This window comes from Bartonella jaculi, from assembly GCF_039543045.1.
GTDB lineage: Bacteria > Pseudomonadota > Alphaproteobacteria > Rhizobiales > Rhizobiaceae > Bartonella > Bartonella jaculi.
The window spans coordinates 22,272-47,275 of record NZ_BAABIZ010000012.1 but is presented as its reverse complement, the minus strand read 5'-3'; the positions used below and the strand labels follow the sequence as shown (position 1 = coordinate 47,275).

The following is a 25,004-nucleotide window of genomic DNA, read 5'->3' as shown; positions in this document are numbered from 1 at the left end:
GCGATGGATGTGTCTTTGATTGTTCCGATAGCGATGGAAGAGAAGCTTCGTTTTGCTATTCGTGAAGGTGGTCGTACTGTTGGTGCAGGTATCGTTTCTAAGATCATTGAGTAGATAGTAGGTGTTGGAAGTTTTTTAAAGGTATTTTAATTTTAGGAATTAGGGGTATAGCTCAGTTGGTAGAGCGGCGGTCTCCAAAACCGCAGGTCGCGGGTTCAAGCCCTGCTGCCCCTGCCAAAGGAGAATAAGATTTTGGCTGTGAGGAGGTGGATTTGAACTGCCTTCTTCGCTTTTTTTTATATGGGGCTTGTTTTTTTGTCCATGAATCGGTATTGAGTAGAGAATGAGAAAGCTGCATAAAGCTGAAAATGGGCTTTTCGCGTTTTTGTCGTGTTTGTTTTGTTGTATAAATCACAATAAGATGAGAAAAAGGGTATTCAGAAAGAGTATAGTGTGACTGATGGCATCTAAAACCAATCCAATTACCTTCTTAAAACAAGTTTATGCAGAAACAGCTAAAGTGAAGTGGCCTACGCGTCGTGAGACGGTGATTTCTACTTTTATGGTGTTGTTGGTAACAGCATTGGCTTCGGCTTTCTTTTTTATTGTGGATCAGGTTATGCATTTTGGTGTTTGGCAAGGTATTGATCTCCTAAAGTATCTTTTTAGTTGATAGTGCAAGGAAGTGTGACTGTGGCTGCTCGTTGGTATATTGTTCAAGCATATTCGAATTTTGAAAAGAAAGTAGCGGAAGCTATTGACAAGGAAGCGAAGCAAAAAGGACTTGATCATTTTTTTGAAAAGATTTTTGTTCCCACAGAGCGTGTTGTTGAGGTTCGTCGTGGACGTAAGGTTGATACGGAGCGAAAGTTTTTTCCTGGTTATGTTCTTGTTTGTGCTGAGTTGACAGATGAAGTTTATCATCTCATTAAGAACACTCCTAAAGTAACAGGTTTTTTGGGCTCTGATTCGCGTCCTGTTCCCATTTCTGATCGAGAAGCTGAGCAAATTCTTAAACAAGTTCAGGAAGGTGTTGATTCTCCAAAGTCTTCGGTATTGTTTGAGGTTGGAGAGCAAGTGCGTGTCGCTGATGGTCCTTTTGTTTCGTTTAATGGAGTTGTTCAAGAAGTTGAAGAAGAGCGCTCTCGCCTTAAGGTTGAGGTGCTAATTTTTGGGCGTCCTACGCCTGTTGATTTAGAGTTTGGTCAGGTTGAAAAGCTCTGATTAAACTTAGGGTGATTTTAATCACTTTAAGTAACTGGTGGGAGGTGATTTATGGCTTTTGTCGGCTTAATGATCCGAACCACTTGACTGCAAGCGGGTATCAGGCAAGATGAGTTGCCAGTTTACCAGTGAAATTGAAGGCAGATTGTTATGGCAAAAAAAAGTATAGGTCAGCTGAAGCTGCAGGTTCCAGCAGGAGCGGCTACACCGTCTCCACCGATTGGTCCTGCTCTTGGTCAGCGTGGTATTAATATCATGGAATTCTGTAAGGCGTTTAATGCGGCGACGCAGGAGATGGAAAAGGGAGCGCCGATTCCAGTGGTTATCACGTATTATCAAGATAAATCTTTCACGTTTTCTCTCAAGACGCCTCCAGTATCGTTTTTCTTGAAGAAGGAAGCAAATTTGAAGTCTGGCTCGAAAGAACCTGGTAAAGTATCAGTAGGAAGTATTTCTCGTGATAAAATTCGTTCAATTGCGGAAGCAAAGATGAAAGATCTTAACGCAAATGACATTGAGGCGGCAATGCGCATGGTTGAAGGTTCTGCTCGCTCTATGGGCTTGGAAGTGGTGGGCTAATATTATGGCAAAAGTAGCAAAGAGAATAAAAAATATCCGCAAAGATATTGATTTTAATGAACTTTACGCTTTAAACGATGCAGTTTCGATGGTTAAAGAGCGTGCGGTTGCGAATTTTGATGAAACAATTGAAATTTCAATGAACTTAGGTGTTGATCCTCGTCATGCAGATCAAATGGTTCGGGGTGTTGCTCATTTGCCTAATGGAACGGGGCGGAATATTCGTGTTGCTGTTTTTGCACGTGGTGATAAAGCTGAAGAAGCTAAGGCTGCTGGTGCGGATATTGTAGGAGCTGAGGATTTGTTTGAGAGCATTAACGGTGGAACGATTGATTTTGATCGTTGTATTGCAACACCAGATATGATGCCTCTTGTTGGTCGTCTTGGAAAGATTCTTGGTCCACGGAGTTTGATGCCAAATCCCAAAGTTGGTACTGTGACACTTGATGTTGCCAATGCTGTTAAAGCTTCTAAAGGTGGTGCTGTTGAATTTCGCGTTGAAAAAGCTGGTATTGTGCATGCTGGTATCGGTAAGGCTTCTTTTGGGGGTGATAAGATAGTAGAAAATATTAAAGCTTTTGCTAGTGCGGTTATTAAAGCTAAGCCGCAAGGTGCAAAAGGTGAATATATTAAGCGTGTTGCAATTTCTTCTACTATGGGGGTTGGAATTAAAGTTGATCCTGCAACCGTTCGTTCAGAATAGTTATAAGCAGATTTATGATTTTATTTTGGGGTATGTGAATATCAGAAATGTATTTAGGGTGTCGCTTTTGGTCGGCATTCGGCTATCTAAGCTTTGTTGAGCTTGGGTTATACCGGGAGACATTCCGGAATATCCTGTCCGAGATTGTGGGTGGTACTATTTGAGTATCTTAATCCAAAAAAAGCCTGCATGAGACTGGGGTAAGAACTGTAGAGTTTAAGGACTTAAAGGGTTTGAGCCAAGGTTGCCTTTGATCGTTATGCGTGAAAAAGGGGACAGGATCCTCGTCGATAGCATAAAGTATTTTATGTTATCAAAGGTAACCAACAGATTTGTTTTAAGCAAATCTGTTAAATGGAGAGAGACAGTGAATAGAGCGGAAAAACGCGAATTTGTTACATGGCTTAACGAGGCTTTTCGAAAGTCTGGTTCTGTTATCGTTGCACATTATTCCGGTCTGACAGTTTCACAGATGAACGATCTTCGTTCGAAAATGGGTGAAGCTGGCGGTGCCGTTAAAGTCGCCAAAAACCGTCTTGCTAAAATCGCTCTTCAGGGCACGGAATCTGAATCGATCGTGGATTTGTTTACTGGACAGACACTGATTGCTTATTCAGAAGATCCAATAATAGCACCGAAAGTTGCTGTTGATTTTGCGAAAACCAATGACAAATTTGTTATCCTTGGCGGTTCAATGGGTGCAATGAATTTGAGTGTAGATGCTGTGAAGTCTTTAGCTTCATTGCCTTCACTAAATGAATTGCGGGCGAAGCTTGTTGGTATGGTTTCTACCCCTGCGACCCGTATAGCACAGGTTGTCAATGCACCTGGTGGTCAGGTTGCACGTGTCATTGGCGCATATGCTCAGGAGGGTAAAGCGGCTTAAGGCTGTTTTATATTCATGGTGATGGAAAAGCTTGGATGCTTTTCTGTTTTTTTAATAAGTTCTAAACAATGGTTCGAATCTTTTAATTGAAGGAATTTTAAAATGGCTGATCTAGCGAAGATCGTAGAAGACCTTTCTAACCTAACCCTTTTGGAAGCTGCTGAGCTTTCGAAGTTGTTGGAAGAAAAATGGGGCGTGTCAGCTGCTGCTCCTGTAGCTGTCGCTGCTGTTGCTGGTGCTGCTGCTCCAGCTGCTGAAGAAAAAACAGAATTTGATGTTATTCTTGTTGAAGGTGGCGCTCAGAAAATTAATGTCATTAAGGAAGTTCGTGCTCTTACTGGGCTTGGTCTTAAAGAAGCTAAAGATCTGGTTGAAGGGGCACCTAAACCTATTAAAGAGGGTGCTTCTAAAGACGAAGCAGAAAAAATTAAGTCTCAACTTGAAGCAGCTGGTGCTAAAGTTGAACTCAAGTAAGTTTGGTTTTATCGGCAGGCATTTATGTTTGCCGATTTCCTTTCTCCTGAAAGGAGATAAGGTGATTAATAGAACCCTTTTCCCAGCGGTTCAGTAGCTGTAACGGGAGTGGGTTTTACTCTTGGTGCCCCCAATGTAGAGCCAAGTAAGTCGATGGCTGGTGTTAATGGGGCGAGTTGATGATACTCACTATCGAGTATCAAGTGAACTGGTCTGCATGTGCAGGTTAATGATGTAAAGCTTTCAAGGTTTAGTCTACCTTGAAGAGTAAAGATCGAGGAGCGACGATGGCTCAGACCCTAGCAATGACGTCTCAATTCAATGGTCGTAAGCGCGTACGCAAGTTTTTTGGTAAGATTCCTGAAGTGGCAGAAATGCCAAATCTTATTGAGGTTCAAAAAGCATCATACGATCAGTTTCTCATGATTGAGGAACCGAAAGGCGGGCGTCCAAATGAAGGCTTGCAGGCTGTTTTTAAATCGGTATTTCCTATTTCGGATTTTTCCGGTACAGCTATGCTCGAGTTTGTTGGTTATGAATTTGATTTACCAAAATTTGATGTTGAAGAATGTCGTCAACGTGATTTGACTTATGCTGCACCATTAAAAGTCATATTGCGCTTAATCGTTTTTGATGTCGATGAGGATACTGGATCAAAAGATATTAAAGATATTAAAGAGCAGGGCGTTTATATGGGCGATATGCCTTTAATGACGACCAATGGTACCTTTATCGTTAATGGTACTGAGCGTGTTATTGTTTCACAGATGCATCGTTCCCCTGGTGTCTTTTTTGATCACGATAAAGGGAAGTCGCATTCATCTGGAAAGTTTCTTTTTGCTGCTCGTATTATTCCTTATCGCGGTTCTTGGCTTGATATTGAGTTTGATTCTAAAGACATCATCTATGCTCGTATTGATCGGCGACGCAAGATTCCTGTTACGAGTCTTTTGATGGCATTAGGTATGGATGCGTCGGATATTTTGTCGACTTTTTATAATAAAGTTGCTTATGAGCGGGATGGAGAGGGATGGCGTATTCCTTATTCTGTTGATCGCTTTAAAGGAATGAAGCTCGTTTCTGACCTTGTAGATGCTGACAGTGGCGAAGTTGTTGCTGAAGCTGGTAAAAAGCTGACGGTTCGCGCGGCGAAGACTCTAGCAGAAAAAGGTCTCAAGGCAGTTAAAGTCAGTGAGGACGATTTATTAGGCTGTTATCTAGCAGAAGATATCGTCAATTACCAGACAGGTGAGATTTATCTTGAAGCCGGTGATGAAATTGACGAAAAAGCATTAAAAGTGTTGTTTGATGTTAATGCGGATCAAATTAATATCCTTGATATTGATCATATGAATATTGGGGCGTATATCCGCAATACTTTAAAAGTGGATAAAAATGAGAGTCGGCAGGATGCATTGTTTGATATTTATCGGGTAATGCGTCCAGGCGAGCCACCGACGATAGATACAGCAGAAGCTATGTTCCATTCGTTGTTTTTTGATCCGGAGCGTTATGATCTTTCGGCGGTTGGGCGTGTTAAGATGAATTTACGTATGGACCTTGATTGTCCAGATACAGTTCGCGTTTTGCGTCAAGAAGATATTCTCGCCGTTGTTAAGCTGTTGGTTGAATTGCGTGATGGTCGTGGGGAAATTGATGATATTGATAACCTTGGTAATCGTCGCGTTCGTTCCGTTGGGGAGTTGATGGAAAATCAATATCGCATTGGTTTACTCCGTATGGAGCGTGCGATAAAAGAACGTATGTCATCGGTTGAAATTGATACCGTTATGCCGCAAGACTTAATTAACGCAAAGCCCGCTGCGGCAGCAGTCCGCGAGTTTTTTGGGTCTTCGCAATTATCGCAGTTTATGGACCAAACCAATCCACTGTCGGAAATTACTCATAAACGTCGTCTTTCTGCTCTTGGTCCGGGCGGTTTGACCCGCGAGCGTGCAGGTTTTGAAGTTCGTGACGTACATCCTACGCATTATGGTCGTATTTGTCCGATTGAAACACCGGAAGGTCCTAATATTGGTCTGATTAACTCCTTAGCAACCTTTGCGCGGGTTAATAAATATGGTTTTATTGAAAGTCCATACCGCAAAATTATTGATGGTAAAGTGACTACAGAAGTTATCTATCTTTCTGCTATGGAAGAATCGAAGCATTATGTGGCTCAGGCCAATTCTTCATTAGATGCTGAAGGGCGCTTTACAGAAGAGTTTGTTGTTTGCCGTCATGCGGGGGAAGTTTTGATGGCGCCGCGGGATCATGTTGATCTAATGGATGTTTCACCAAAACAGTTGGTCTCAGTAGCTGCTGCTCTTATTCCGTTTTTGGAAAACGATGATGCGAATCGTGCGCTTATGGGGTCGAACATGCAGCGTCAGGCAGTTCCACTTGTGCGTGCTGAAGCACCGTTTGTTGGTACGGGTATGGAAGCGATAGTGGCCTGCGATTCGGGAGCTGCTGTTGGTGCAAAGCGTGGTGGTGTTGTTGATCAGGTTGATGCGACCCGTATTGTTATTCGTGCGACAGAAGATTTAGATCCTTCAAAGTCTGGCGTTGATATTTACCGTTTACAGAAATTTCAGCGTTCCAATCAATCTACTTGTATTAATCAGCGTCCTCTCGTACATGTTGGTGATAGGGTAGAGAAGGGCGATATTATTGCAGATGGTCCGTCTACGGATCTTGGTGATTTAGCTCTTGGGCGAAATGTGCTTGTGGCTTTTATGCCTTGGAATGGATACAATTACGAGGATTCCATTTTGTTATCCGAGCGCATAGTTGCCGATGATGTCTTTACCTCGATTCATATTGAAGAGTTTGAGGTTGCGGCACGTGATACAAAGCTTGGTCCTGAAGAAATTACACGCGATATTCCTAACGTTGCAGAAGAAGCATTAAGGAATCTCGATGAGGCTGGCATTATCTATATTGGTGCTGAAGTTCAACCTGGTGATATTTTGGTTGGTAAGATTACACCTAAGGGTGAAAGTCCCATGACACCAGAAGAAAAACTTCTGCGTGCAATTTTTGGAGAAAAGGCTTCAGATGTTCGAGATACTTCTATGCGAATGCCTCCTGGGACGTTTGGGACTGTTGTGGAAGTTCGTGTTTTTAACCGCCATGGTGTGGAAAAAGATGAACGTGCGATGGCGATTGAACGTGAGGAAATTGAACGTTTAGCTAAAGATCGTGATGATGAACAATCGATTCTTGATCGCAATGTTTATGCGCGTCTTTCCGATATGTTGGTAGGTAAGGTTGCTGTAGATGGTCCAAAAGGCTTTGCGAAAAGTAAGAAGCTCGACAATGCGATAATGGGTCAATATCCACGATCGCAGTGGTGGCTATTTACTGTTGAAGATGAAAAGCTTCAGAATGAAATTGAGGCTTTGCGTAAGCAATATGATGAATCGAAAGAAGCGTTGCAACGTCGTTTTATGGATAAAGTTGAGAAGGTCCAAAGAGGCGATGAGATGCCCCCTGGTGTTATGAAGATGGTGAAGGTTTTCGTGGCTGTGAAACGCAAAATCCAACCAGGTGATAAGATGGCGGGGCGTCATGGTAATAAGGGTGTTGTATCACGTATTCTTCCAATAGAAGATATGCCGTTTCTTGAAGATGGGACTCATGCTGATATCGTTTTGAATCCGCTTGGTGTGCCTAGTCGTATGAATGTTGGTCAAATTCTTGAGACACATCTTGGTTGGGCGTGTGCCGGTATGGGTAAGAAGATTGGTGATTTGATAGATTTATACCAAGAGACTGGAGACATACTTCCTTTGCGTCAGCGTATTGAGAATCTCATGCCTGATAATGATCATAATGAACCAGTGCGTCAGTATGATAATGAAAGCCTTTACAAATTGGCTCTGCAGATGCGGAAAGGTGTTTCAATTGCAACGCCTGTTTTTGATGGAGCACATGAAGCTGATATCAATATGATGCTGGAAGAAGCAGGTTTGGATAGCTCAGGGCAGGTTACCCTTTATGATGGTCGTACTGGAGAACCTTTTGATCGTCCGGTGACGGTGGGTTATATTTACATGTTGAAATTGCATCACCTTGTTGATGATAAAATTCATGCGCGTTCGATAGGGCCGTATTCGCTTGTTACGCAGCAACCATTGGGTGGTAAGGCACAGTTTGGTGGTCAGCGTTTTGGTGAAATGGAGGTTTGGGCACTAGAAGCTTATGGTGCAGCATACACTTTGCAGGAGATGCTGACAGTGAAATCGGATGATGTGGCGGGGCGAACGAAAGTTTATGAGGCGATTGTGCGTGGTGACGATACATTTGAGGCGGGTATACCTGAGAGCTTTAATGTGTTGGTGAAAGAAATGCGATCACTCGCTCTTAATGTAGAACTTGATGATGCACGTGAGCTTATTGCACAACGAGCGTTGTCTGATACAACAGAACAATAATTTTAAAGGAGTGTACTGAATAAAGAGTGCACTCTGGTTGTTTTGAGAGGTTAAAGAAAGAAATTTCTATTAAGGTAGAACAGACAGTTTAAAAAGTAGGAACAGGTTTTAAATAAGGTCTGTAGTAGAATTAATGAGATATTACAACAGGTTCTAAGAATCTTTGAAGGAGAACGGCATGAACCACGAGGTCATGAATCTTTTCAATCCTCATGCGCCAGCGCAGACATTTGACTCTATTCGTATTTCCATTGCGAGCCCTGAGAAGATTTTGTCTTGGTCGTATGGTGAGATCAAGAAGCCTGAGACTATTAATTATAGGACTTTTAAGCCAGAGCGTGATGGTCTTTTCTGTGCACGTATATTTGGCCCGATAAAAGACTATGAATGTTTATGCGGTAAATATAAACGCATGAAATACAAGGGCATTATCTGTGAGAAATGTGGTGTAGAGGTTACCCTTTCACGCGTACGCCGTGAGCGTATGGGGCACATTGAGCTTGCAGCGCCTGTGGCTCATATTTGGTTTCTTAAATCGCTCCCAGGTCGCATTTCCACACTTTTAGATTTGACTTTAAAGGATATTGAACGGGTTCTTTATTTTGAAAATTATATTGTAACAGAACCAGGGTTAACATCCCTTAAGCTCCATCAACTTCTTTCTGAAGAAGAATATATGCTTGCTATTGATGAGTTTGGGGAAGATCAGTTTACTGCCATGATTGGTGCTGAGGCTATTTACGAACTTCTAGCGGGTATGGAGTTAGAGAAAATCGCGAATGATTTGCGTACCGAATTAGCTGGGACAACTTCGGAATTAAAACAGAAGAAATTAATTAAAAGACTTAAGATTGTTGAAAATTTTCTGGAATCCGGCAATAGGCCAGAATGGATGATTATGAAAACAATTCCGGTTATTCCACCGGATTTACGTCCATTGGTTCCACTTGATGGTGGTCGTTTTGCAACGTCTGATTTGAACGATCTTTATCGTCGGGTTATCAATCGTAATAACCGATTGAAACGACTGATTGAGTTACGTGCTCCTGGAATTATTGTGCGCAATGAGAAGCGTATGGTGCAGGAAGCTGTTGATGCATTGTTTGATAATGGTCGGCGTGGGCGTGTGATTACTGGAGCAAATAAACGTCCGCTAAAATCTCTTTCAGATATGCTAAAGGGTAAGCAAGGGCGTTTCCGTCAAAACTTACTTGGAAAGCGTGTTGATTACTCGGGACGTTCTGTGATCGTGACAGGCCCTGAATTAAAATTGCATCAATGTGGTCTTCCTAAAAAGATGGCTCTCGAATTATTTAAGCCATTTATTTACGCGCGGCTTGATGCAAAAGGCTATTCATCAACTGTAAAACAGGCAAAGAAACTCGTTGAAAAAGAGCATCCAGAAGTTTGGGATATCTTAGATGAGGTTATTCGTGAACATCCTGTTTTGCTGAATCGTGCGCCGACATTGCACCGTTTGGGGATTCAAGCTTTTGAACCTATCTTGATTGAGGGAAAAGCTATACAGCTTCATCCGTTGGTGTGTACTGCTTTTAATGCGGATTTTGATGGTGATCAGATGGCGGTTCATGTTCCGCTTTCTCTTGAAGCACAGCTTGAAGCCCGTGTTTTGATGATGTCGACCAATAATATTCTTCATCCAGCCAATGGTGCACCAATTATTGTTCCTTCACAGGATATGGTTCTTGGTCTTTACTATCTTTCGATTGTTTCTGAAAAAGAACCGGGTGAGGGAATGGCTTTTTCCGATATAGGTGAGCTCCATCACGCCTTGGAGAATAAGGTTGTAACTCTTCATACGAAGATCAAAGGTCGTGTTAAAAGTATGGGGAGTGATGGGAAAGAAGTTGCTAAACTTTATGATACTACACCTGGTCGTTTGATTATTGGGGAGCTTTTACCGAAAAATCCGAATATCTCCTTTGACATTATTAATCAAGAAATGACTAAAAAGAATATTTCTAAAATGATTGATCAGGTTTATCGGCACTGTGGGCAAAAAGAGACAGTTATTTTCTGTGACCGTATCATGCAGCTTGGCTTTTCTTATGCTTGTCGTGCGGGAATTTCCTTTGGCAAGGACGATATGGTTATCCCTGATAGTAAGTCGCGTTTGGTTGCAGAAACGGAAGCTTTAGCCAAGGAATATGAACAGCAGTATAATGATGGTCTGATTACTCAAGGTGAAAAGTATAACAAGGTCGTGGATGCTTGGGGTAAATGTACGGATCGCGTTGCAGATGAAATGATGAAACGTATTCAGGCTGTAGAGTTTGATCCTAAAACAGGTCGTCAGCGGCCAATGAATTCGATTTATATGATGTCGCATTCTGGTGCGCGTGGTTCTGCTAACCAGATGAAGCAGTTGGCTGGTATGCGTGGATTAATGGCAAAACCATCGGGTGAAATTATTGAAACGCCAATCATTTCAAACTTTAAGGAAGGTCTAACTGTTAACGAGTATTTCAACTCGACTCACGGTGCACGTAAAGGACTTGCTGATACTGCGTTAAAAACTGCCAACTCTGGTTATCTCACACGGCGTCTTGTTGATGTTGCTCAGGATGCTATTATTTCCGCAGTTGATTGTGGTACTGCAAAGGGGCTTACCATGCAGCCGATTGTTGATGCAGGACAAATTGTTGCATCTCTTGGGCAAAGAATTCTTGGTCGCACAGCGCTTGTTGATATTTTGCATCCAGTATCTGGAGACGTTATTCTTGAAGGTGGTGCGATGATTGAGGAGGCAGATGTTGCTAAGATTGAAGAAGCTGGGATTCAGTCTGTTCAAATCCGCTCTGCTTTGACATGTGAAACGCGCCTTGGTGTCTGTGCTAAATGCTATGGACGTGATTTGGCACGTGGGACACCGGTTAATCAGGGTGAGGCAGTTGGTGTTATTGCAGCTCAGTCAATTGGTGAACCGGGAACCCAGCTTACTATGCGTACTTTCCACTTGGGAGGAACGGCGCAGGTTGTTGATTCATCTCATTTAGAGGCATCTTATGAGGGTACGGTAGAGATTCGTAATCGCAACGTTGTTCGCAATTCTGAAGGCCATTTAGTGGTTATGGGACGTAATATGGCTATCATTATCAAGGATGGGGCTGGAAAAGAGCGTGTTGTGCATCGTATTAGCTATGGTGCGCATATTTTTGTTGATGATGGTGATGTGGTTAGATGTGGTCAACGTATAGCAGAATGGGATCCTTACACACGTCCGATTCTTACTGAAGTTGAAGGCTATGTAGGCTTTGAAGATATGATTGATGGTTTATCAGTTACTGAAACAGCTGATGAATCTACGGGTATTACAAAGCGTTTGGTGATTGATTGGCGTGCTAATCCACGTGGTGCTGAGTTAAAGCCAGCTATTATTATTCATGCAGACAAAAAGGGTGAAACTATTGCCAAATTGTATAAGGGGGGTGAAGCCCGCTATATGATGTCTGTGGAAACTATTCTTTCTGTTGAGCCTGGTGCCCACGTTAAAGCGGGTGATGTTATTGCACGCTTGCCAATGGAAAGTGCTAAGACAAAAGATATTACGGGTGGTCTCCCCCGTGTGGCTGAGCTTTTTGAAGCGCGTCGTCCAAAGGATCACGCTATCATTGCTGAAGTCAGTGGTACGATCCGGTTTGGTCGTGGTTATAAGAATAAGCGCCGTATTATCATTGAACCAAATGATGAAACTCTCGAGCCAGTAGAATATTTGATTCCAAAGGGCAAATTGTTTCACTTCCAAGAAGGTGATCAAATTGAAAAAGGGGATTATATCCTTGATGGTAATCCGGCTCCTCATGATATCTTAGCGATTAAGGGTGTTGAAGCTTTGGCGGCTTATCTTGTTAATGAAATTCAAGAAGTTTATCGTTTGCAGGGCGTTTTAATTAATGACAAGCACATTGAAGTGATTGTTCGTCAGATGTTGCAAAAAGTTGAAATTACTGAATCTGGGGATTCTGGTTATATTCCAGGTGATAATGTTGATCGTATTGAATTGGATGAAATCAACGATAATTTGATTGCAGAAGGGAAAAGACCTGCGTCTGGTAATCCTATACTTCTTGGGATTACAAAAGCATCTCTTCAAACACCCTCCTTTATTTCAGCAGCATCATTTCAGGAAACAACTCGAGTACTTACTGAGGCCGCTGTTTCTGGAAAGATTGATACTTTGCAAGGTCTTAAGGAGAATGTTATTGTCGGTCGTCTTATTCCTGCGGGTACAGGTGGTACGATTGCTCAAATCCGCCGTATTGCTGCAGTTCGTGATGATTTGATCGTTGATGAACGGCGCAAGTCTAGTAATAACGAAGTGGCTAAGGCTATGTTAACAAATATGACAAGCGCGGCACCTGCTGAATAATTTGAATGGATGCTAGCAGTGGTATCAAAACGTCCGAATGTACACAGTTCGGGCGTTTTTTGTCTTCAAATGCAGAAATAGCGTGTTTTTCTGACAAATATAACTGTAAAACCTGTAAGGTGAGTGTTGTTTCGAGCTTTTTTGAAGGTCATTATGCTTATAATAAACAACATATTGATTTATAATAATAATTCATTGTTTTACAATTTTAATTAGATTTAATGAGAACTCCAAATATCGGAGGATTCACGCATTTCAAACCTGTTCATGATGAATTAATAAAATCACTCGCTTGTACATCATAAGTGGGATTGGCGTGTGGATAAAAACATTCAAAAAAGGTGTAAATATGCCTCTTATAAACCGTCTCAAGAAAAAAATAGACGCAACACATTAGAAGCTTACAAATACAAGTGATAGTACTGGTTTGTACTTTCATAAGCAGGTGTTATCAATGATAGCAGTCTTTTTTATTGCTTAATTTATATAGTTTCTCATGAGAGTTTATTTTTCATACATTCAAAGTCAAAAAACGCATAGAACAATAGGCTATTATGTGTGTGACAAAGGGTAGATTATCTGAAAACGGGGTAACGACCAGTTTGGGATGTTTTTAGAATTTTTTTGATTCATATCTTTTATAAAGATTGCAAAGTTCGTCATAATGAACGATCAAAAATCTTTCCTATAATTCCCAAAATAATCAATTTTCTGTTATACAATGTTTTCATGACTAGAAAGCTTAGTATTTTCTTATATTTTAAAATGCAGGGAAGTACAGGATAAAATGCTAACTAAAATTTATAAAAAACAGATATATTGCTGTTAACAGTATAGTCTATAAAAACAGAATGATAACATGTACGGATATTATTCAATTGGTGAGTTGACACGAGAATTTTCAATAACTGCTCGGACTTTGCGTTATTATGAAGAAGAAGGGCTCCTTGTGCCTTTTCGTCGTGGGGGCATACGGCTTTATACGCAAACGGATCGTCATAAATTGAAACAAATACTGCGCGCTAAAAGAGTAAAATTTTCTTTATCTGAAATATCTGATATGTTAGCCATAGTTGGAAAACCGCCTGATGATGAGAAAAAGCTTAAAGAATTAATTGCAAGGATTAACAAAAAACGGGCTGATTTACAGCAGATGCGGCGTGATCTTGATGACCTTTTGCATGATTTAGAACGCATCGAGGAGACTTTTTTTGAGAGTTTGGCCGAATTAGGAGTTAATCGTTGATTTTAAAGTTTATTTCAATTCACTCATTTTCTATGATTGCCTTTTCTATGATTGCTTTGTCATTAAAGGATAGGCTCTATTAATTTTTGATTAACAAATATTGATAGTGCGAGTGTATAGGTCATCCGAGAAGAGTAGACCAATAAAATCAGTGCTAAACTTTAGCAACATATCGGCTTAATGAGTAAGCAACGATATTCAAATTCATTTTTCTACAAAAGAGAAAGTAAAAACAATGATGGATTCTCCCATTGATATTTTTCAATCTATTCTGTCACGAAAGTCAATTCGAGCTTTTACTGACCAACCGGTTACACAGGAAACAATCAAAGAAATTTTAAAACTTGCAGCACGTGCACCATCAGGGACAAATATTCAACCATGGCAAGCCATTGTTCTTACAGGGGATATATTGCAGAAACTAGGACAAGAGCTTTCACAACTTGTACTCTCAGGTGTAAAAGGAGAGCGTGAATATTGCTATTATCCACGTCAATGGCGCGAGCCTTATCTTTCAAGGCGTAAAAAAATTGGTTTGGATCTTTATAAGAGTCTTGGAATTCAAAAAGGTGATGAGGAAAAAATGCTTCGCCAAAAAGCAAGGAATTTTTCATTTTTTGGTGCACCTGTAGGACTTTTGTTTACAATGGATCACGATATGGAAATGGGAAGTTGGCTTGATTTAGGTATGTTTATGCAGACCATTATGTTAGCAGCGCGTGGGTTTGGATTAGATACGTGCCCCCAAGCTGCTTTTGCTGATTATCATAAGCAAATTCGTGCACTGTTATCAGTACCTTCTGATCGGAATATTATCTGTGGTATGGCTCTTGGTTACCGTGATGTGAATGCTCCAGAAAACAATTTTGAAACTGAACGCGAACCAATCGAAAATTTTGTACGTTTTATGAACTGATGTCCATAGAGCATTTTTACCTAATTGAGTGCAAAGTTTTAAGGACTTCAGATGTTATAAAAATATTTCGGGGGAAACATCATTTTCATTTAATATTATCTTGCATATTAACACATATTTTACTACGCTTAGCATATCAAGATGGTGATCTCGGATATCCTTTTAATTTTTCAAAGGTTGGCTATGGAAAGCGCTCTAGAAAGAAAATGTTGGATAGTGGCAAGACGGGCGATATTCCTGTTTTTTGCTGTTATTTTTTTAGCTTATCTCACAATTTGATTTTTAATAGGACAAAAGTGATAAAAAAGCTTATACTCAAAGTTTTATATTTGATTTTGAGGTGATTGGTGTTTTTATCCGTTTTTGAACTTTTTAAAATTGGTATCGGTCCTTCCAGCTCACATACGATGGGGCCGATGACTGCTGCTAATATGTTTTTGCAAGAGATTATTGCACGAAATTTTTCTTTGTCTTCTCATACTGAAGTTTCTCATATACGTGTCTATCTTTATGGTTCATTGGCTTTTACGGGTGTTGGCCATGCTACAGATAGAGCCGTTATATTAGGACTTTTGGGAAAAGAAGCCTCTACTGTTGATCCTGATAGTATGGGATTACTGTTGGAAAAGGTTGAGCGCGAAAAAAAAGTGCAACCAGAAGGTCATCCCGTCTATCAGTTTGATCTGCAAAATGATCTTATTTTTGAACGAAAGAAAGTCCTACTTGGACATGCTAATGGCCTTGCCTTTGAAGGACTTGATGCTGATGGTAATGTTCTTTTACGGCAGGTTTATTATTCTATCGGTGGTGGTTTTGTTGTGACTGAGGATGAATTAAGCCGTATGAATAATAATATACAACCAGAAAGGTCTGAGGTACCATATCCCTTTGATTCTGCGTGTAAAATGTTAGCAATGGCAGAAAAATCAGGGCTTTCAATTGCTGAAATGAAACGTATAAACGAAGAGACGCAGATGGAGCGCTCTGCGCTTAATACGGGGCTTGATGAAATTTTTTCAGCAATGACAAATTGCATTGAGAGAGGTCTTTCACAAGAAGGTGAGTTGCCAGGTGGATTACGTGTTCCAAGACGTGCTAAGAAACTGCACGATAAGCTTTCGGAAGATCAAAAGAAAAATCGTAATCACCCACTTTTGGCAAATGATTGGCTTTCTGTCTACGCTATGGCTGTGAATGAGGAAAATGCAGCCGGTGGTCGTGTTGTTACCGCACCAACGAATGGTGCAGCTGGTGTTGTACCAGCAGTTTTGCGTTATTATCTTCAGTTTAATGATGGTTCAGATCGAGAGGGGATACATAATTTTTTATTGACGGCGGCAGCTATTGGTGGTGTCATCAAACACAATGCTTCTATCTCTGGTGCAGAAGTTGGTTGTCAGGGCGAAGTTGGGGCGGCGTCTTCAATGGCAGCGGCGGGGTTGACAGCTGCATTGGGCGGTACACCAGCTCAAATTGAAAATGCAGCAGAGATTGCGCTTGAGCATCATTTGGGAATGACATGTGATCCGGTTGCAGGTCTTGTGCAGGTTCCTTGTATTGAGCGCAACGCAATGGGTGCTGTTAAGGCGGTAACGGCTTCTTCTCTTGCATTGCATGGTGATGGGAAGCATTTCGTTTCTCTTGATGCTTGTATAGAAACAATGCGCCAAACAGGGCATGATATGAGTGAGCGCTATAAAGAAACAAGTAAAGCTGGCCTAGCAGTCAATGCAATATCTTGTTAAAGTATGCAACAATATTTAATCTGATAAATTTTTTACGGCTTACTCATTGATAAAAATCGTCTATTAAAATAGCTTTGTGTGTTGAAAAGAATACAAGTTTAGAAAAAGAGTTAGACAATTTTGTACAATGTCTATGGTGCATATGGGTCTATGTTGCATATGGGGAGATTCGCGAATGATTGAAAAGGGTATTTACTTCTCACGACTACCCAATAAAAAGAGTTTACGCACCATCTTTACGCTTATAAAGTAACACGTCAGCGCTATCATACTCTTTTCCAGTTCCCAATGTTGCCGAGCGCTCTTGCATTAAGACGGTTGATAAGAGGCGTATTTACATCTTTCTTAGACGGTTTTCATCCACAGGCCAATCACACTTGTAACATGCAAGGGAAGGGTTTTTATTGTTTCATCATAAGAGAGTTTGCAATGAGATGATCTTACGACATTCAAAGCTCTCATTTAATATACAGAATGAATAATTCTCATTATAAATCAATCTATTATACCATACAAAGCGCCACTTTTTCTTATCAAAAGGTATCAAGGATAAACTTGGATATTGAAGCCGAAAGTGAGCTAACCGTTAGCATTTTTGAGGTATTTTCTAAGGATGTTTTTTGAAAAGCTGAAGATGCCTACTCAGAGAGTTGAATAGAAACTTGCGCAATTCTTATAAATTTAAAGGAGAAGTGCGATTGCGAAAGGATTTTTGAAGGATTGTAGGCACTGCGTGAGGACGCTTATTAATAACAATAATTCTCGGCACAATGACTTATAGAATTAGACATTTGTTGCACCTAGACGGATTTTAAGAGGCACGCTACCGGTTTGGCTTGCAACGCGTAGGTGAATGCGTACAGGAGGCATTGCGAGACGACGATTTCGCGTTGTTTGGCAAATAAGAAGATTGACAAGGGACAATTTATCTAGCGTAGCGGGAGTGGACTTTAAGCTAGTAAGTTTTGTCACAGAATCGTGAAGAGAACGCAATGAGAGGAGAGACGATTGCTTCAATAACTTTTCTTTTTCAGAGGATGAAGCAAGAGCATTATCTGTCATGATACTTGTCCTTAACGCAGAATTCAAAAACTTTTAATAAGTTACAGTATAGCAGTTAAAATTTGCTTTCTTTAACGAAGAACAAGCATTGAATGCAGCTTTTTTTGATTGAAAGCCTATAAAGCGTGCACGGTAATAGCGCTTTCCACTTTTTTCAAATAATTGCATATGTGAAGATGCGTTCTTTAAAGCAGAATAAGCTGTATCTTTTGCTTTTGAGAGTAGAGTATTTGCTTGTTCTTTACTAGGAAGAGAGCCAATTTGAATAGCCCATCCAGCGTTTGTAGACAAAGAGGCTGTAATAATTTTATGAGTCTCAACAGGTATAGCTTTTTGAGGATTAGGAATTGGTATAATTGCTTGATTTACAGCGGCTATTGCCATATTGGAATTTTTAGGTTGTTCTGCAAATGCTGTCAACATAGTAGAAATTTCGTCATCTAAATCGGTTGGATTAGCTTTAATGGTCGGTATAGGGGTATTGGCTCCAGTAGGTAAGTGATAGCGTACAGAAGCCATTAAACGTCCATTATTTTTCATCTGGCTCGCTTTTGGTAAATATTGGCTCAATAAGTTGGCCATATGCTCATCACGTGCAGTAGATGATTTACCTCCCATAACGACAGCAACGATAGAGCGTCCTTCAAGACGCATCGAAGTGGCTAAATTAGAGCCTGACATTTGTGTATAGCCGGTCTTAATTCCATCGACGCCTTTTATTGTTTGAACGAGTTTATTATGGCTGTTAACGGTATGTCCACGGAAGACAAAACTTTTTATTTTGAACAATTTATACTGTTGTGGAAAATGTTTTCGTAGAGCCAATGACAAAGTAGCCATATCCCGTGCCGTGGAATAATTGCGCGCATCCGGAAGTCCTGAAGCATTTGCAAAATGGGTATTTACCATGCCAAGTTTTCTGGCTTTAGCTGTCATCATTCGAGCGAATTTTTTTTCACTACCGCCAAGATATTCAGCAATTGCAGTGGCAACATCATTTGCTGATCTTGTAATGAGCGCCTTAGCAGCTGTTTGTGCAGAAATTGTTTGGCCTTCTTTAAATCCGAGTTTTGTTGGAGGACGTGTAGCTGCATAACGTGAGATAGGGATTGGTGTATTGGGTGTCACACGACGTATGTGCATAGCCTCAAAAAGCATGTATAATGTCATCATTTTTGTTAAAGAAGCAGGATAACGTTTTAACGTCGAATTGGCTTGAAATAAAGTTTTTCCTGTATTGGCATCTATAACGATAGCAGCATACTTATCAGGATAGGCTCCTTGAGGAGTAGCTGATGCCCAAGAGTAAGAAAGAGCTAAAACAATAAAAGCAATTGCTACCTTTTTGTAGCAACGCACAATTTTTTGGCAGTTAATATACACTTGCAGTATCCTATTTCACCATTTACTTAAAAAAATGTCTGTAAAGCTCCTTTTTGCTACAGCTTTTTGATTTAATTTAGACGAATGATATTACTAATTTGTTTACAGAAATTATTTTGAGAATTTCCATGTTTGACTTAAAATTGAACTCTAACGAAAAGTTTTCCTTTCCTTTACACAAACAGCTATTACAATAGTTATGAAAGAACTTAAGATTAATAGGGTGCTTGCACGAGAAATGATGATGGTACAGAAGCGAATAACAAATTCTATACTCCATATTGTGCACAATGAAAAGGGCAAGAGTTGGAATGAAAGCAGGCGCGATGCCGTTATAATGCCCACAATTAGACAAAAACTTCAAAAGCCTAAGCTATATCGTGTTTTTTTACTTAATGATGATTACACACCTATGGACTTTGTTGTTTTTGTTTTGAAGAACTTTTTTAAAAAAAATTTCGAAGAAGCAACGCGTATAATGTTAAATGTTCATCGGAATGGGATAGACGAATGCGGAACGTACAGTTATGAAATCGCTGAAATGAAAATAGTACAAGTTAGGGAGTGCGCACGTCAAAATGAACATCCGTTACAATGTATAATGGAATGGAAGTGAGGGATTATGCCGTCTTTTACACCTGGTCTTGAAGAGGTTTTGCATCGTGCATTAACAATTGCAACGCAAGCGCGACATGAATATGCGACATTAGAGCATCTTCTCCTTGCTCTGCTAGATGATGCCGATGCAAGTTCAGTTATTCGGGCTTGTCAGGTAGATGTGGAAGAATTGCGAGAGCGCTTAATCCATTATATTCAGTCAGAATTGGATGCGCAGATTAGAGCTGATGAGGATACAAAACCGACAACATTTTTCCAGCGTGTTATTCAACGTGCGGTGATTCATGCTCAGTCAGCTGGAAAAGACGAAGTGTCGGGGGCAAATGTTCTTGTTGCAATTTTTTCTGAACATGAAAGCCATGCTGCATATTTCCTCCAAGAGATGGGAATGACGCGCTATGATGCTGTGCGTTTCATCTCGCACGGTATTACGCGTGATGATGGATTATCCATGTTACTTGAGGATCTTGAAGAACAATTGGATCAGCAGATTTCGGACAATGGTGAGAAGGCGACAAGTGCACTGACTGCTTATTGTATTGATCTCAATTGCAAAGCACGCAATGGTAAAATTGACTTATTGATTGGCCGTGACGTGGAAATTTCACGAATGATTCAGGTTTTATGTCGAAGGTCAAAAAATAACCCGCTTTTGGTGGGTGATCCTGGAGTTGGAAAAACCGCTATAATTGAGGGGTTGGCGAAACGCATTGTTGATGGGCAAGTGCCTGAAGTTTTATCAAAGGCATCGATATTTTCCCTTGATATGGGAGGACTTGTTGCTGGTACGCGCTACCGCGGTGATTTTGAAGAACGATTAAAGCAAATTATTAAAGAATTTGAGCAATATCCAGATGGTATTTTATTTATTGATGAAATTCATACATTAATTGGAGCGGGGGCTACGTTGGGGGGAAATATGGATGCGGCAAATCTTTTAAAACCTGCATTATCTTCCGGAACTATTCGATGTATTGGTTCGACGACTTACAGAGAATATCGCAAAATTTTTGAACAAGATCGTGCTTTAGAACGCCGTTTTCAAAAGATAGATGTTAACGAGCCTTCTATTGCCGATGCAATTAAGATTTTACAGGGGTTAAAGCCTTATTTTGAAAATTTTCATCAGATCAAATATACCGATGAGGCGATGAAGGCATCCGTAGAATTATCTTCACGTTATATGATTGATCGCCGGTTACCTGATAAAGCAATTGATGTTGTTGATGAAAGTGGTGCAGCGCAAAAGCTTTTGCCAAAAAAACAACGAAAAAAGAGTATAGGTGTCAAAGAAATTGAAGCGACTGTTGCTACTATGGCAAGAATTCCGCCAAAAACGGTTTCTGGCAATGATCAGAAGATTCTTAGCAAGCTTGAAAGAGAACTCAAGCATGTTGTTTATGGACAAGATCAGGCAATTTCAGCATTGGTGTCGTCAATTAAATTAGCAAGGGCAGGATTGCGCGAATCAGACAAACCAATAGGAAGTTATTTATTTTCCGGACCAACTGGTGTAGGAAAAACTGAGATTGCAAAACAACTTGCATCTTCTTTAGGGATTGAACTGTTACGTTTTGATATGTCAGAATACATGGAACGGCATACTATAGCGCGCTTAATCGGGGCACCTCCAGGTTACATAGGATTTGATCAAGGAGGTCTCCTTACAGATGCAGTTGATCAAAAGCCTCATGCAGTTTTATTGCTAGATGAGATTGAGAAAGCGCACCCAGACTTGTTTAATATTTTATTGCAGGTCATGGATTATGGTAAGTTAACAGATCATAATGGCAAAAAAATTGATTTCCGTAATATCATTTTAATTATGACAACCAATGCTGGAGCTTCCGATATGGCAAAATCTGCTATCGGATTTAGCAAAGTGCGTCGTGAAGGTGATGATATAGAAGCAATCAATCGACTCTTTACACCAGAGTTTCGTAATAGGCTAGATGCGATTATTCCGTTTGCACCTTTATCTCAGTTAATCATCAATCAGATCGTGCAAAAGTTTATTTTTCAGCTTGAAGCACAATTGGCAGAGCGGGGGATTTGTTTTGAATTAAGTCCTTCTGCGATGGTTTGGCTTGCCAATAAAGGATACAATTCTCAGATGGGAGCGCGCCCATTGAGTTATGTTATACAAGAACATATTAAGAAGCCGTTGGCTGACGAAATTTTATTTGGAAAATTGCGCAATGGTGGCATGGTTCGTGTAATGACGCACAAAACAAACGAAGAAAAAGAGAAGCTGCAGTTAAAAATTTCATCTTCTGATATGTCTGTTAGTCCAAAGAACAGCAAAACGACACGTTTTACAAAAAAACGTGTCGGGAAAAAAAGCTCAGCAACTTAAAGGAGCGCTTTAAAGGGCAGCACGGATTTTTTTTGCGTTCTCTTCAAGTATTTCTTTAGGTGTTATAACATTATTGTGAGGGGTAAGCTCTATTCCTTCCATACGTGGTATAACATGGAAGTGGAGATGATAAACGCTTTGTTGGCTAGCTGCTTCATTAAATTGCATGACTGTTACACCATCTGCTTGAAAGGCTTTTTTGACAGCTTTGGCGATTTTTTGAACAGCTTTGATAACTGGAAATAATGTTTCAGTATCCGCGTCTAGTAAGTTTCTAGAGCCTTTGCGGGGAATAACCAGTGTATGACCTGGTGCTTGTGGCATGATATCCATGAATGCAATGACATCCTCATCTTCATAGACACGAACAGAAGGGATTTCATTACGAATCAATTTAGCAAAAATGTTATTATTATCATAAGCTTGTTTCATAGCAATTTTTCCTTTTATTCGTTTTAAGTTCAGATTTTTTATTCCAAGATGGGAGAATGCGAAGATTGGCAGAATGTTAGAAAAAGAGCGATTTTGCATTCAGTCTTTGCTTTATAGAGTGTAGTATCATTAAAGTCTAAATTTCTATGATGGCTTCAACTTCTACTGGAACATCCATAGGAAGAGAGGCAACGCCAACAGCAGAACGGGCATGTTTTCCAGCTTCACCGAGGATATTGACGAGTAAATCAGAAGCTCCATTAGCGACAAGAGGAATATCGGTAAAATGAGGATCTGCAGCAACAAAAACGGTGATTTTTACCACGCGTTTTATTTTATTCAAATCACCGAGAGCTGTTTTGATTTGTGCGAGAATGTTGATCATACAGACTTCGGCTGATTTTTTTGCTTGTTCGGGGCTAACGGTTGTTCCCACTTTACCAATAGCTATTGGTTTTCCATTGAAAAGAGGAAGCTGTCCAGAGATAAAGAGTTGCTGGCCGCTTTGTGATGTTGTTACGTAATTGGCAATGGGTTGTGCTGCTTCAGGAAGAATAATTCCGAAGTGTTTTAGGCGGCTTTCAATCGTATCGGTCATAATTTAAACTCCATAGCTATCTACAATACACCTATTGCATAAACTATTTTTTGATTTAAGGAAATGTATGGTTAATTGAGAGATTAGCCTTTTTTTCCTTATTGTGTGATGGTATGCAGCGGGGAAAGAATTGGAAGTTAGGAATGCTTAGATCGTTATTTGTAATAGTTTTATATAGTGCTTTTTTATATAGTGCGAGAGCTGAAGAATCGGTTTTTGTTGCACCGCATCGGGCAATTTATGATTTTCAACTCGATAATGTTTCTCATGAAATGGCAATTTCGGGGGTAAATGGGCGAATGGTTTACGAGCTCACTGGTTCAGTATGTCAGGGTTATACCACACGTTTTCGTTTTATCAGCCGTATTCATGCTGAAGATATGCCGGTGCGCATAACGGATCAACAGACGACGAGTTATGAAACAGGTGATAGCCGTACATTTCATTTTAGCGTTACAGATCAAGTTGGACAAGAGGTTGCACACCGCGCCGAAGGGGTAGCTGAGCGTATTCAAGATGGAATTCTCGTTAAACTGAAAAAGCCAAAAGAGAAAGAATACAAGCTTGCAAAGGCAGAGTTCCCAATTATGCAACTGAAAAGTATCATACGGCATGCAAAAGCAGGCCGCAATTTCTACCACACGACAGTGTTTGATGGAACAGAGAAAGCAGACAAAGTCATAAAAGAAAGTATAATTATTGGGGAAAAGAAGACGCACATATCTGATGATGAAACGGACAAAATGCAAAAATTAGATGAATGGGAATATTGGCCAGTTACAATTTCTTATTTTGATGATGTAGAGAATAAAAATGGCTTACCTGTTTATCGTACGAGCTTTCTCTTACACGAAAATGGTGTTATGCGCGATCTTCATATAGATTATGGAATTTTTTCAATGCGCGCAAAATTGAATAGTCTTGAATTTCTCGACGTTGAAAAAAATCTTGATCAATGCAAACATTAAATGATTGCATAAAATGACTTGAAAAAGAATCAAATATTAGTATGGTTACGCTATTCCACACGCGGAGTTTGGGTGTTTGCAGGGAAAACCTAGCAAACGTCCGCCGGTAGTAGGCTTACCTACTTTGTTCTGCGGAGGTTGAACCGGAAAGGATAAACTTATGGCACTACCAGATTTTACTATGCACCAGCTTTTAGAAGCAGGTGTGCACTTTGGTCACCAGACACATCGCTGGAATCCAAAGATGTCTCCCTATATTTATGGTCAGCGTAATAATATTCATATTATTGATCTTGCTCAGACTGTTCCACTTTTACACCAAGCGCTTAAACTTGTTTCGGATACGGTTGCGCGTGGTGGCCGCATTCTCTTTGTTGGTACCAAGCGGCAAGCATCTGAGATTATTGCTGATGCGGCGAATCGTTCGGCCCAATATTATGTTAACGCGCGTTGGCTTGGCGGCATGCTGACAAATTGGAAGACGATCTCCCATTCGATACATCGTTTGCGTAAGCTTGAAAAAATTCTTGCTGCTGAAGCACAAGGTTTTACCAAAAAAGAACGTTTAAATCTTGAGCGTGATCGTGAAAAGCTTAATCGTGCGCTTGGCGGCATTAAGGATATGGGGTCTGTTCCAGATCTTATATTTATCATCGATACAAATAAAGAAAATATTGCTATCCAAGAAGCTAAACGTTTAGGTATTCCTGTTATTGCTATTATTGATACCAACTGCGATCCTGATAACGTCGATCATCCGATTCCCGGTAATGATGATGCTTCGCGGGCAATTTCTCTTTATTGTGATCTTTTTGCTCGTGCTGCTCTTGATGGTATCGCGCGTCAGCAAGGTGCAATGGGTGTTGATTTAGGCGCTCAAGTTGATGCACCTGTGGAGCCTATTTTGGAAAATGCGGTTCCAGTTTCTGAATAGCAATTTAAAAATGCCTATTAGGGTACTTATTTTCTAAAGGAGAAGTTGTAA

The 25,004-nt window shown here is 40.4% G+C and carries 20 protein-coding genes and 1 tRNA gene; 17 read left to right on the top strand and 4 right to left on the bottom strand.

Features of this window, described 5'->3' with window-relative positions:
* The 13 genes from ABD915_RS05980 to ABD915_RS05920 form a co-directional block, all read left to right on the top strand.
* On the top strand, positions 1 to 114 hold a 114-nt coding region (locus ABD915_RS05980; protein WP_455578898.1), incomplete at its 5' end, for an EF-Tu C-terminal domain-related protein.
* Positions 115 to 161: 47 nt separating this feature from the next.
* Positions 162 to 237, top strand: a tRNA-Trp gene (locus ABD915_RS05975).
* A 223-nt stretch (positions 238 to 460) separates the two neighbouring features.
* Positions 461 to 673, top strand: coding sequence for a preprotein translocase subunit SecE (gene secE, locus ABD915_RS05970; protein WP_345116520.1), 213 nt, complete (start codon positions 461 to 463; stop codon positions 671 to 673).
* A gap of 20 nt (positions 674 to 693) precedes the next feature.
* The gene (gene nusG / locus ABD915_RS05965; RefSeq protein ID WP_345116530.1) at positions 694 to 1,224 is read left to right on the top strand and encodes a transcription termination/antitermination protein NusG; all 531 of its coding nucleotides are present in this window, start codon (positions 694 to 696) and stop codon (positions 1,222 to 1,224) included.
* 150 nt (positions 1,225 to 1,374) lie between these two features.
* Positions 1,375 to 1,803: a 50S ribosomal protein L11 gene (gene rplK, locus ABD915_RS05960; RefSeq protein ID WP_019218470.1), complete on the top strand. Its 429-nt coding sequence runs from the start codon at positions 1,375 to 1,377 to the stop codon at positions 1,801 to 1,803.
* A gap of 4 nt (positions 1,804 to 1,807) precedes the next feature.
* Complete coding sequence (rplA, locus tag ABD915_RS05955) at positions 1,808 to 2,506, top strand: 50S ribosomal protein L1 (RefSeq protein ID WP_345116514.1); 699 nt, start codon at positions 1,808 to 1,810, stop codon at positions 2,504 to 2,506.
* A 367-nt stretch (positions 2,507 to 2,873) separates the two neighbouring features.
* Positions 2,874 to 3,392: a 50S ribosomal protein L10 gene (rplJ, locus tag ABD915_RS05950; RefSeq protein WP_345116511.1), complete on the top strand. Its 519-nt coding sequence runs from the start codon at positions 2,874 to 2,876 to the stop codon at positions 3,390 to 3,392.
* Positions 3,393 to 3,494: 102 nt separating this feature from the next.
* Positions 3,495 to 3,866 (top strand): 50S ribosomal protein L7/L12, encoded by a 372-nt coding sequence (gene rplL / locus ABD915_RS05945; protein ID WP_004860149.1) that lies wholly within the window; start codon positions 3,495 to 3,497, stop codon positions 3,864 to 3,866.
* 287 nt (positions 3,867 to 4,153) lie between these two features.
* The gene (rpoB, locus tag ABD915_RS05940) at positions 4,154 to 8,305 is read left to right on the top strand and encodes a DNA-directed RNA polymerase subunit beta (protein ID WP_345116508.1); all 4,152 of its coding nucleotides are present in this window, start codon (positions 4,154 to 4,156) and stop codon (positions 8,303 to 8,305) included.
* A gap of 178 nt (positions 8,306 to 8,483) precedes the next feature.
* On the top strand, positions 8,484 to 12,695 hold the full coding sequence (gene rpoC, locus ABD915_RS05935; protein WP_345116505.1) for a DNA-directed RNA polymerase subunit beta': 4,212 nt from the start codon (positions 8,484 to 8,486) through the stop codon (positions 12,693 to 12,695).
* A gap of 859 nt (positions 12,696 to 13,554) precedes the next feature.
* Positions 13,555 to 13,941: a MerR family transcriptional regulator gene (locus ABD915_RS05930; protein ID WP_345116503.1), complete on the top strand. Its 387-nt coding sequence runs from the start codon at positions 13,555 to 13,557 to the stop codon at positions 13,939 to 13,941.
* A gap of 235 nt (positions 13,942 to 14,176) precedes the next feature.
* A complete protein-coding gene (locus ABD915_RS05925) occupies positions 14,177 to 14,857 on the top strand; it encodes a nitroreductase (RefSeq protein WP_345116500.1) in 681 nt (226 codons plus the stop codon).
* A gap of 347 nt (positions 14,858 to 15,204) precedes the next feature.
* Positions 15,205 to 16,602 (top strand): L-serine ammonia-lyase, encoded by a 1,398-nt coding sequence (locus ABD915_RS05920; RefSeq protein ID WP_345116497.1) that lies wholly within the window; start codon positions 15,205 to 15,207, stop codon positions 16,600 to 16,602.
* 783 nt (positions 16,603 to 17,385) lie between these two features.
* Here ABD915_RS05920 and ABD915_RS05915 read toward each other — a convergent pair.
* Both ABD915_RS05915 and ABD915_RS05910 read right to left on the bottom strand, forming a co-directional pair.
* Positions 17,386 to 17,664 (bottom strand): hypothetical protein, encoded by a 279-nt coding sequence (locus ABD915_RS05915; RefSeq protein WP_345116494.1) that lies wholly within the window; start codon positions 17,662 to 17,664, stop codon positions 17,386 to 17,388.
* 33 nt (positions 17,665 to 17,697) lie between these two features.
* Complete coding sequence (locus ABD915_RS05910; protein ID WP_345116491.1) at positions 17,698 to 19,047, bottom strand: D-alanyl-D-alanine carboxypeptidase; 1,350 nt, start codon at positions 19,045 to 19,047, stop codon at positions 17,698 to 17,700.
* Between the two features lie 244 nt (positions 19,048 to 19,291).
* On the opposite strand from ABD915_RS05910, the gene clpS reads away from it, so the two are divergent.
* Both clpS and clpA read left to right on the top strand, forming a co-directional pair.
* A complete protein-coding gene (gene clpS / locus ABD915_RS05905; protein ID WP_345116527.1) occupies positions 19,292 to 19,663 on the top strand; it encodes an ATP-dependent Clp protease adapter ClpS in 372 nt (123 codons plus the stop codon).
* 6 nt (positions 19,664 to 19,669) lie between these two features.
* Positions 19,670 to 22,021: an ATP-dependent Clp protease ATP-binding subunit ClpA gene (gene clpA / locus ABD915_RS05900; RefSeq protein ID WP_345116490.1), complete on the top strand. Its 2,352-nt coding sequence runs from the start codon at positions 19,670 to 19,672 to the stop codon at positions 22,019 to 22,021.
* Positions 22,022 to 22,030: 9 nt separating this feature from the next.
* Here the strand turns inward: clpA and ABD915_RS05895 are convergent, their stop codons facing one another.
* Both ABD915_RS05895 and ABD915_RS05890 read right to left on the bottom strand, forming a co-directional pair.
* A complete protein-coding gene (locus ABD915_RS05895; RefSeq protein ID WP_345116487.1) occupies positions 22,031 to 22,453 on the bottom strand; it encodes an HIT family protein in 423 nt (140 codons plus the stop codon).
* A 136-nt stretch (positions 22,454 to 22,589) separates the two neighbouring features.
* A complete protein-coding gene (locus tag ABD915_RS05890; protein WP_345116484.1) occupies positions 22,590 to 23,051 on the bottom strand; it encodes a RidA family protein in 462 nt (153 codons plus the stop codon).
* A 143-nt stretch (positions 23,052 to 23,194) separates the two neighbouring features.
* On the opposite strand from ABD915_RS05890, the gene ABD915_RS05885 reads away from it, so the two are divergent.
* Positions 23,195 to 24,019 carry a cell envelope integrity EipB family protein gene (locus tag ABD915_RS05885; RefSeq protein ID WP_345116481.1) on the top strand — a complete coding sequence of 275 codons (825 nt, stop codon included), beginning with the start codon at positions 23,195 to 23,197 and terminating at the stop codon, positions 24,017 to 24,019.
* 160 nt (positions 24,020 to 24,179) lie between these two features.
* Positions 24,180 to 24,953 (top strand): 30S ribosomal protein S2, encoded by a 774-nt coding sequence (gene rpsB / locus ABD915_RS05880; protein WP_345116478.1) that lies wholly within the window; start codon positions 24,180 to 24,182, stop codon positions 24,951 to 24,953.
* Positions 24,954 to 25,004 lie beyond the last annotated feature (51 nt).

Excerpts from the sequence above, each read along its gene's own strand:
- ABD915_RS05885 (WP_345116481.1), top strand. The coding sequence starts at position 23,195 with ATGCTTAGATCGTTATTTGTAATAGTTTTATATAGTGCTTTTTTATAT.
- secE (WP_345116520.1), top strand. The coding sequence starts at position 461 with ATGGCATCTAAAACCAATCCAATTACCTTCTTAAAACAAGTTTATGCA.
- rpoB (WP_345116508.1), top strand. The coding sequence starts at position 4,154 with ATGGCTCAGACCCTAGCAATGACGTCTCAATTCAATGGTCGTAAGCGC.
- rplL (WP_004860149.1), top strand. The coding sequence starts at position 3,495 with ATGGCTGATCTAGCGAAGATCGTAGAAGACCTTTCTAACCTAACCCTT.
- clpS (WP_345116527.1), top strand. The coding sequence starts at position 19,292 with ATGGTACAGAAGCGAATAACAAATTCTATACTCCATATTGTGCACAAT.
- rpsB (WP_345116478.1), top strand. The coding sequence starts at position 24,180 with ATGGCACTACCAGATTTTACTATGCACCAGCTTTTAGAAGCAGGTGTG.
- rpoC (WP_345116505.1), top strand. The coding sequence starts at position 8,484 with ATGAACCACGAGGTCATGAATCTTTTCAATCCTCATGCGCCAGCGCAG.
- ABD915_RS05925 (WP_345116500.1), top strand. The coding sequence starts at position 14,177 with ATGATGGATTCTCCCATTGATATTTTTCAATCTATTCTGTCACGAAAG.
- rplA (WP_345116514.1), top strand. The coding sequence starts at position 1,808 with ATGGCAAAAGTAGCAAAGAGAATAAAAAATATCCGCAAAGATATTGAT.
- ABD915_RS05930 (WP_345116503.1), top strand. The coding sequence starts at position 13,555 with ATGTACGGATATTATTCAATTGGTGAGTTGACACGAGAATTTTCAATA.
- ABD915_RS05890 (WP_345116484.1), bottom strand. The coding sequence starts at position 23,051 with ATGACCGATACGATTGAAAGCCGCCTAAAACACTTCGGAATTATTCTT.
- ABD915_RS05915 (WP_345116494.1), bottom strand. The coding sequence starts at position 17,664 with ATGACAGATAATGCTCTTGCTTCATCCTCTGAAAAAGAAAAGTTATTG.
- ABD915_RS05895 (WP_345116487.1), bottom strand. The coding sequence starts at position 22,453 with ATGAAACAAGCTTATGATAATAATAACATTTTTGCTAAATTGATTCGT.
- clpA (WP_345116490.1), top strand. The coding sequence starts at position 19,670 with ATGCCGTCTTTTACACCTGGTCTTGAAGAGGTTTTGCATCGTGCATTA.
- rplK (WP_019218470.1), top strand. The coding sequence starts at position 1,375 with ATGGCAAAAAAAAGTATAGGTCAGCTGAAGCTGCAGGTTCCAGCAGGA.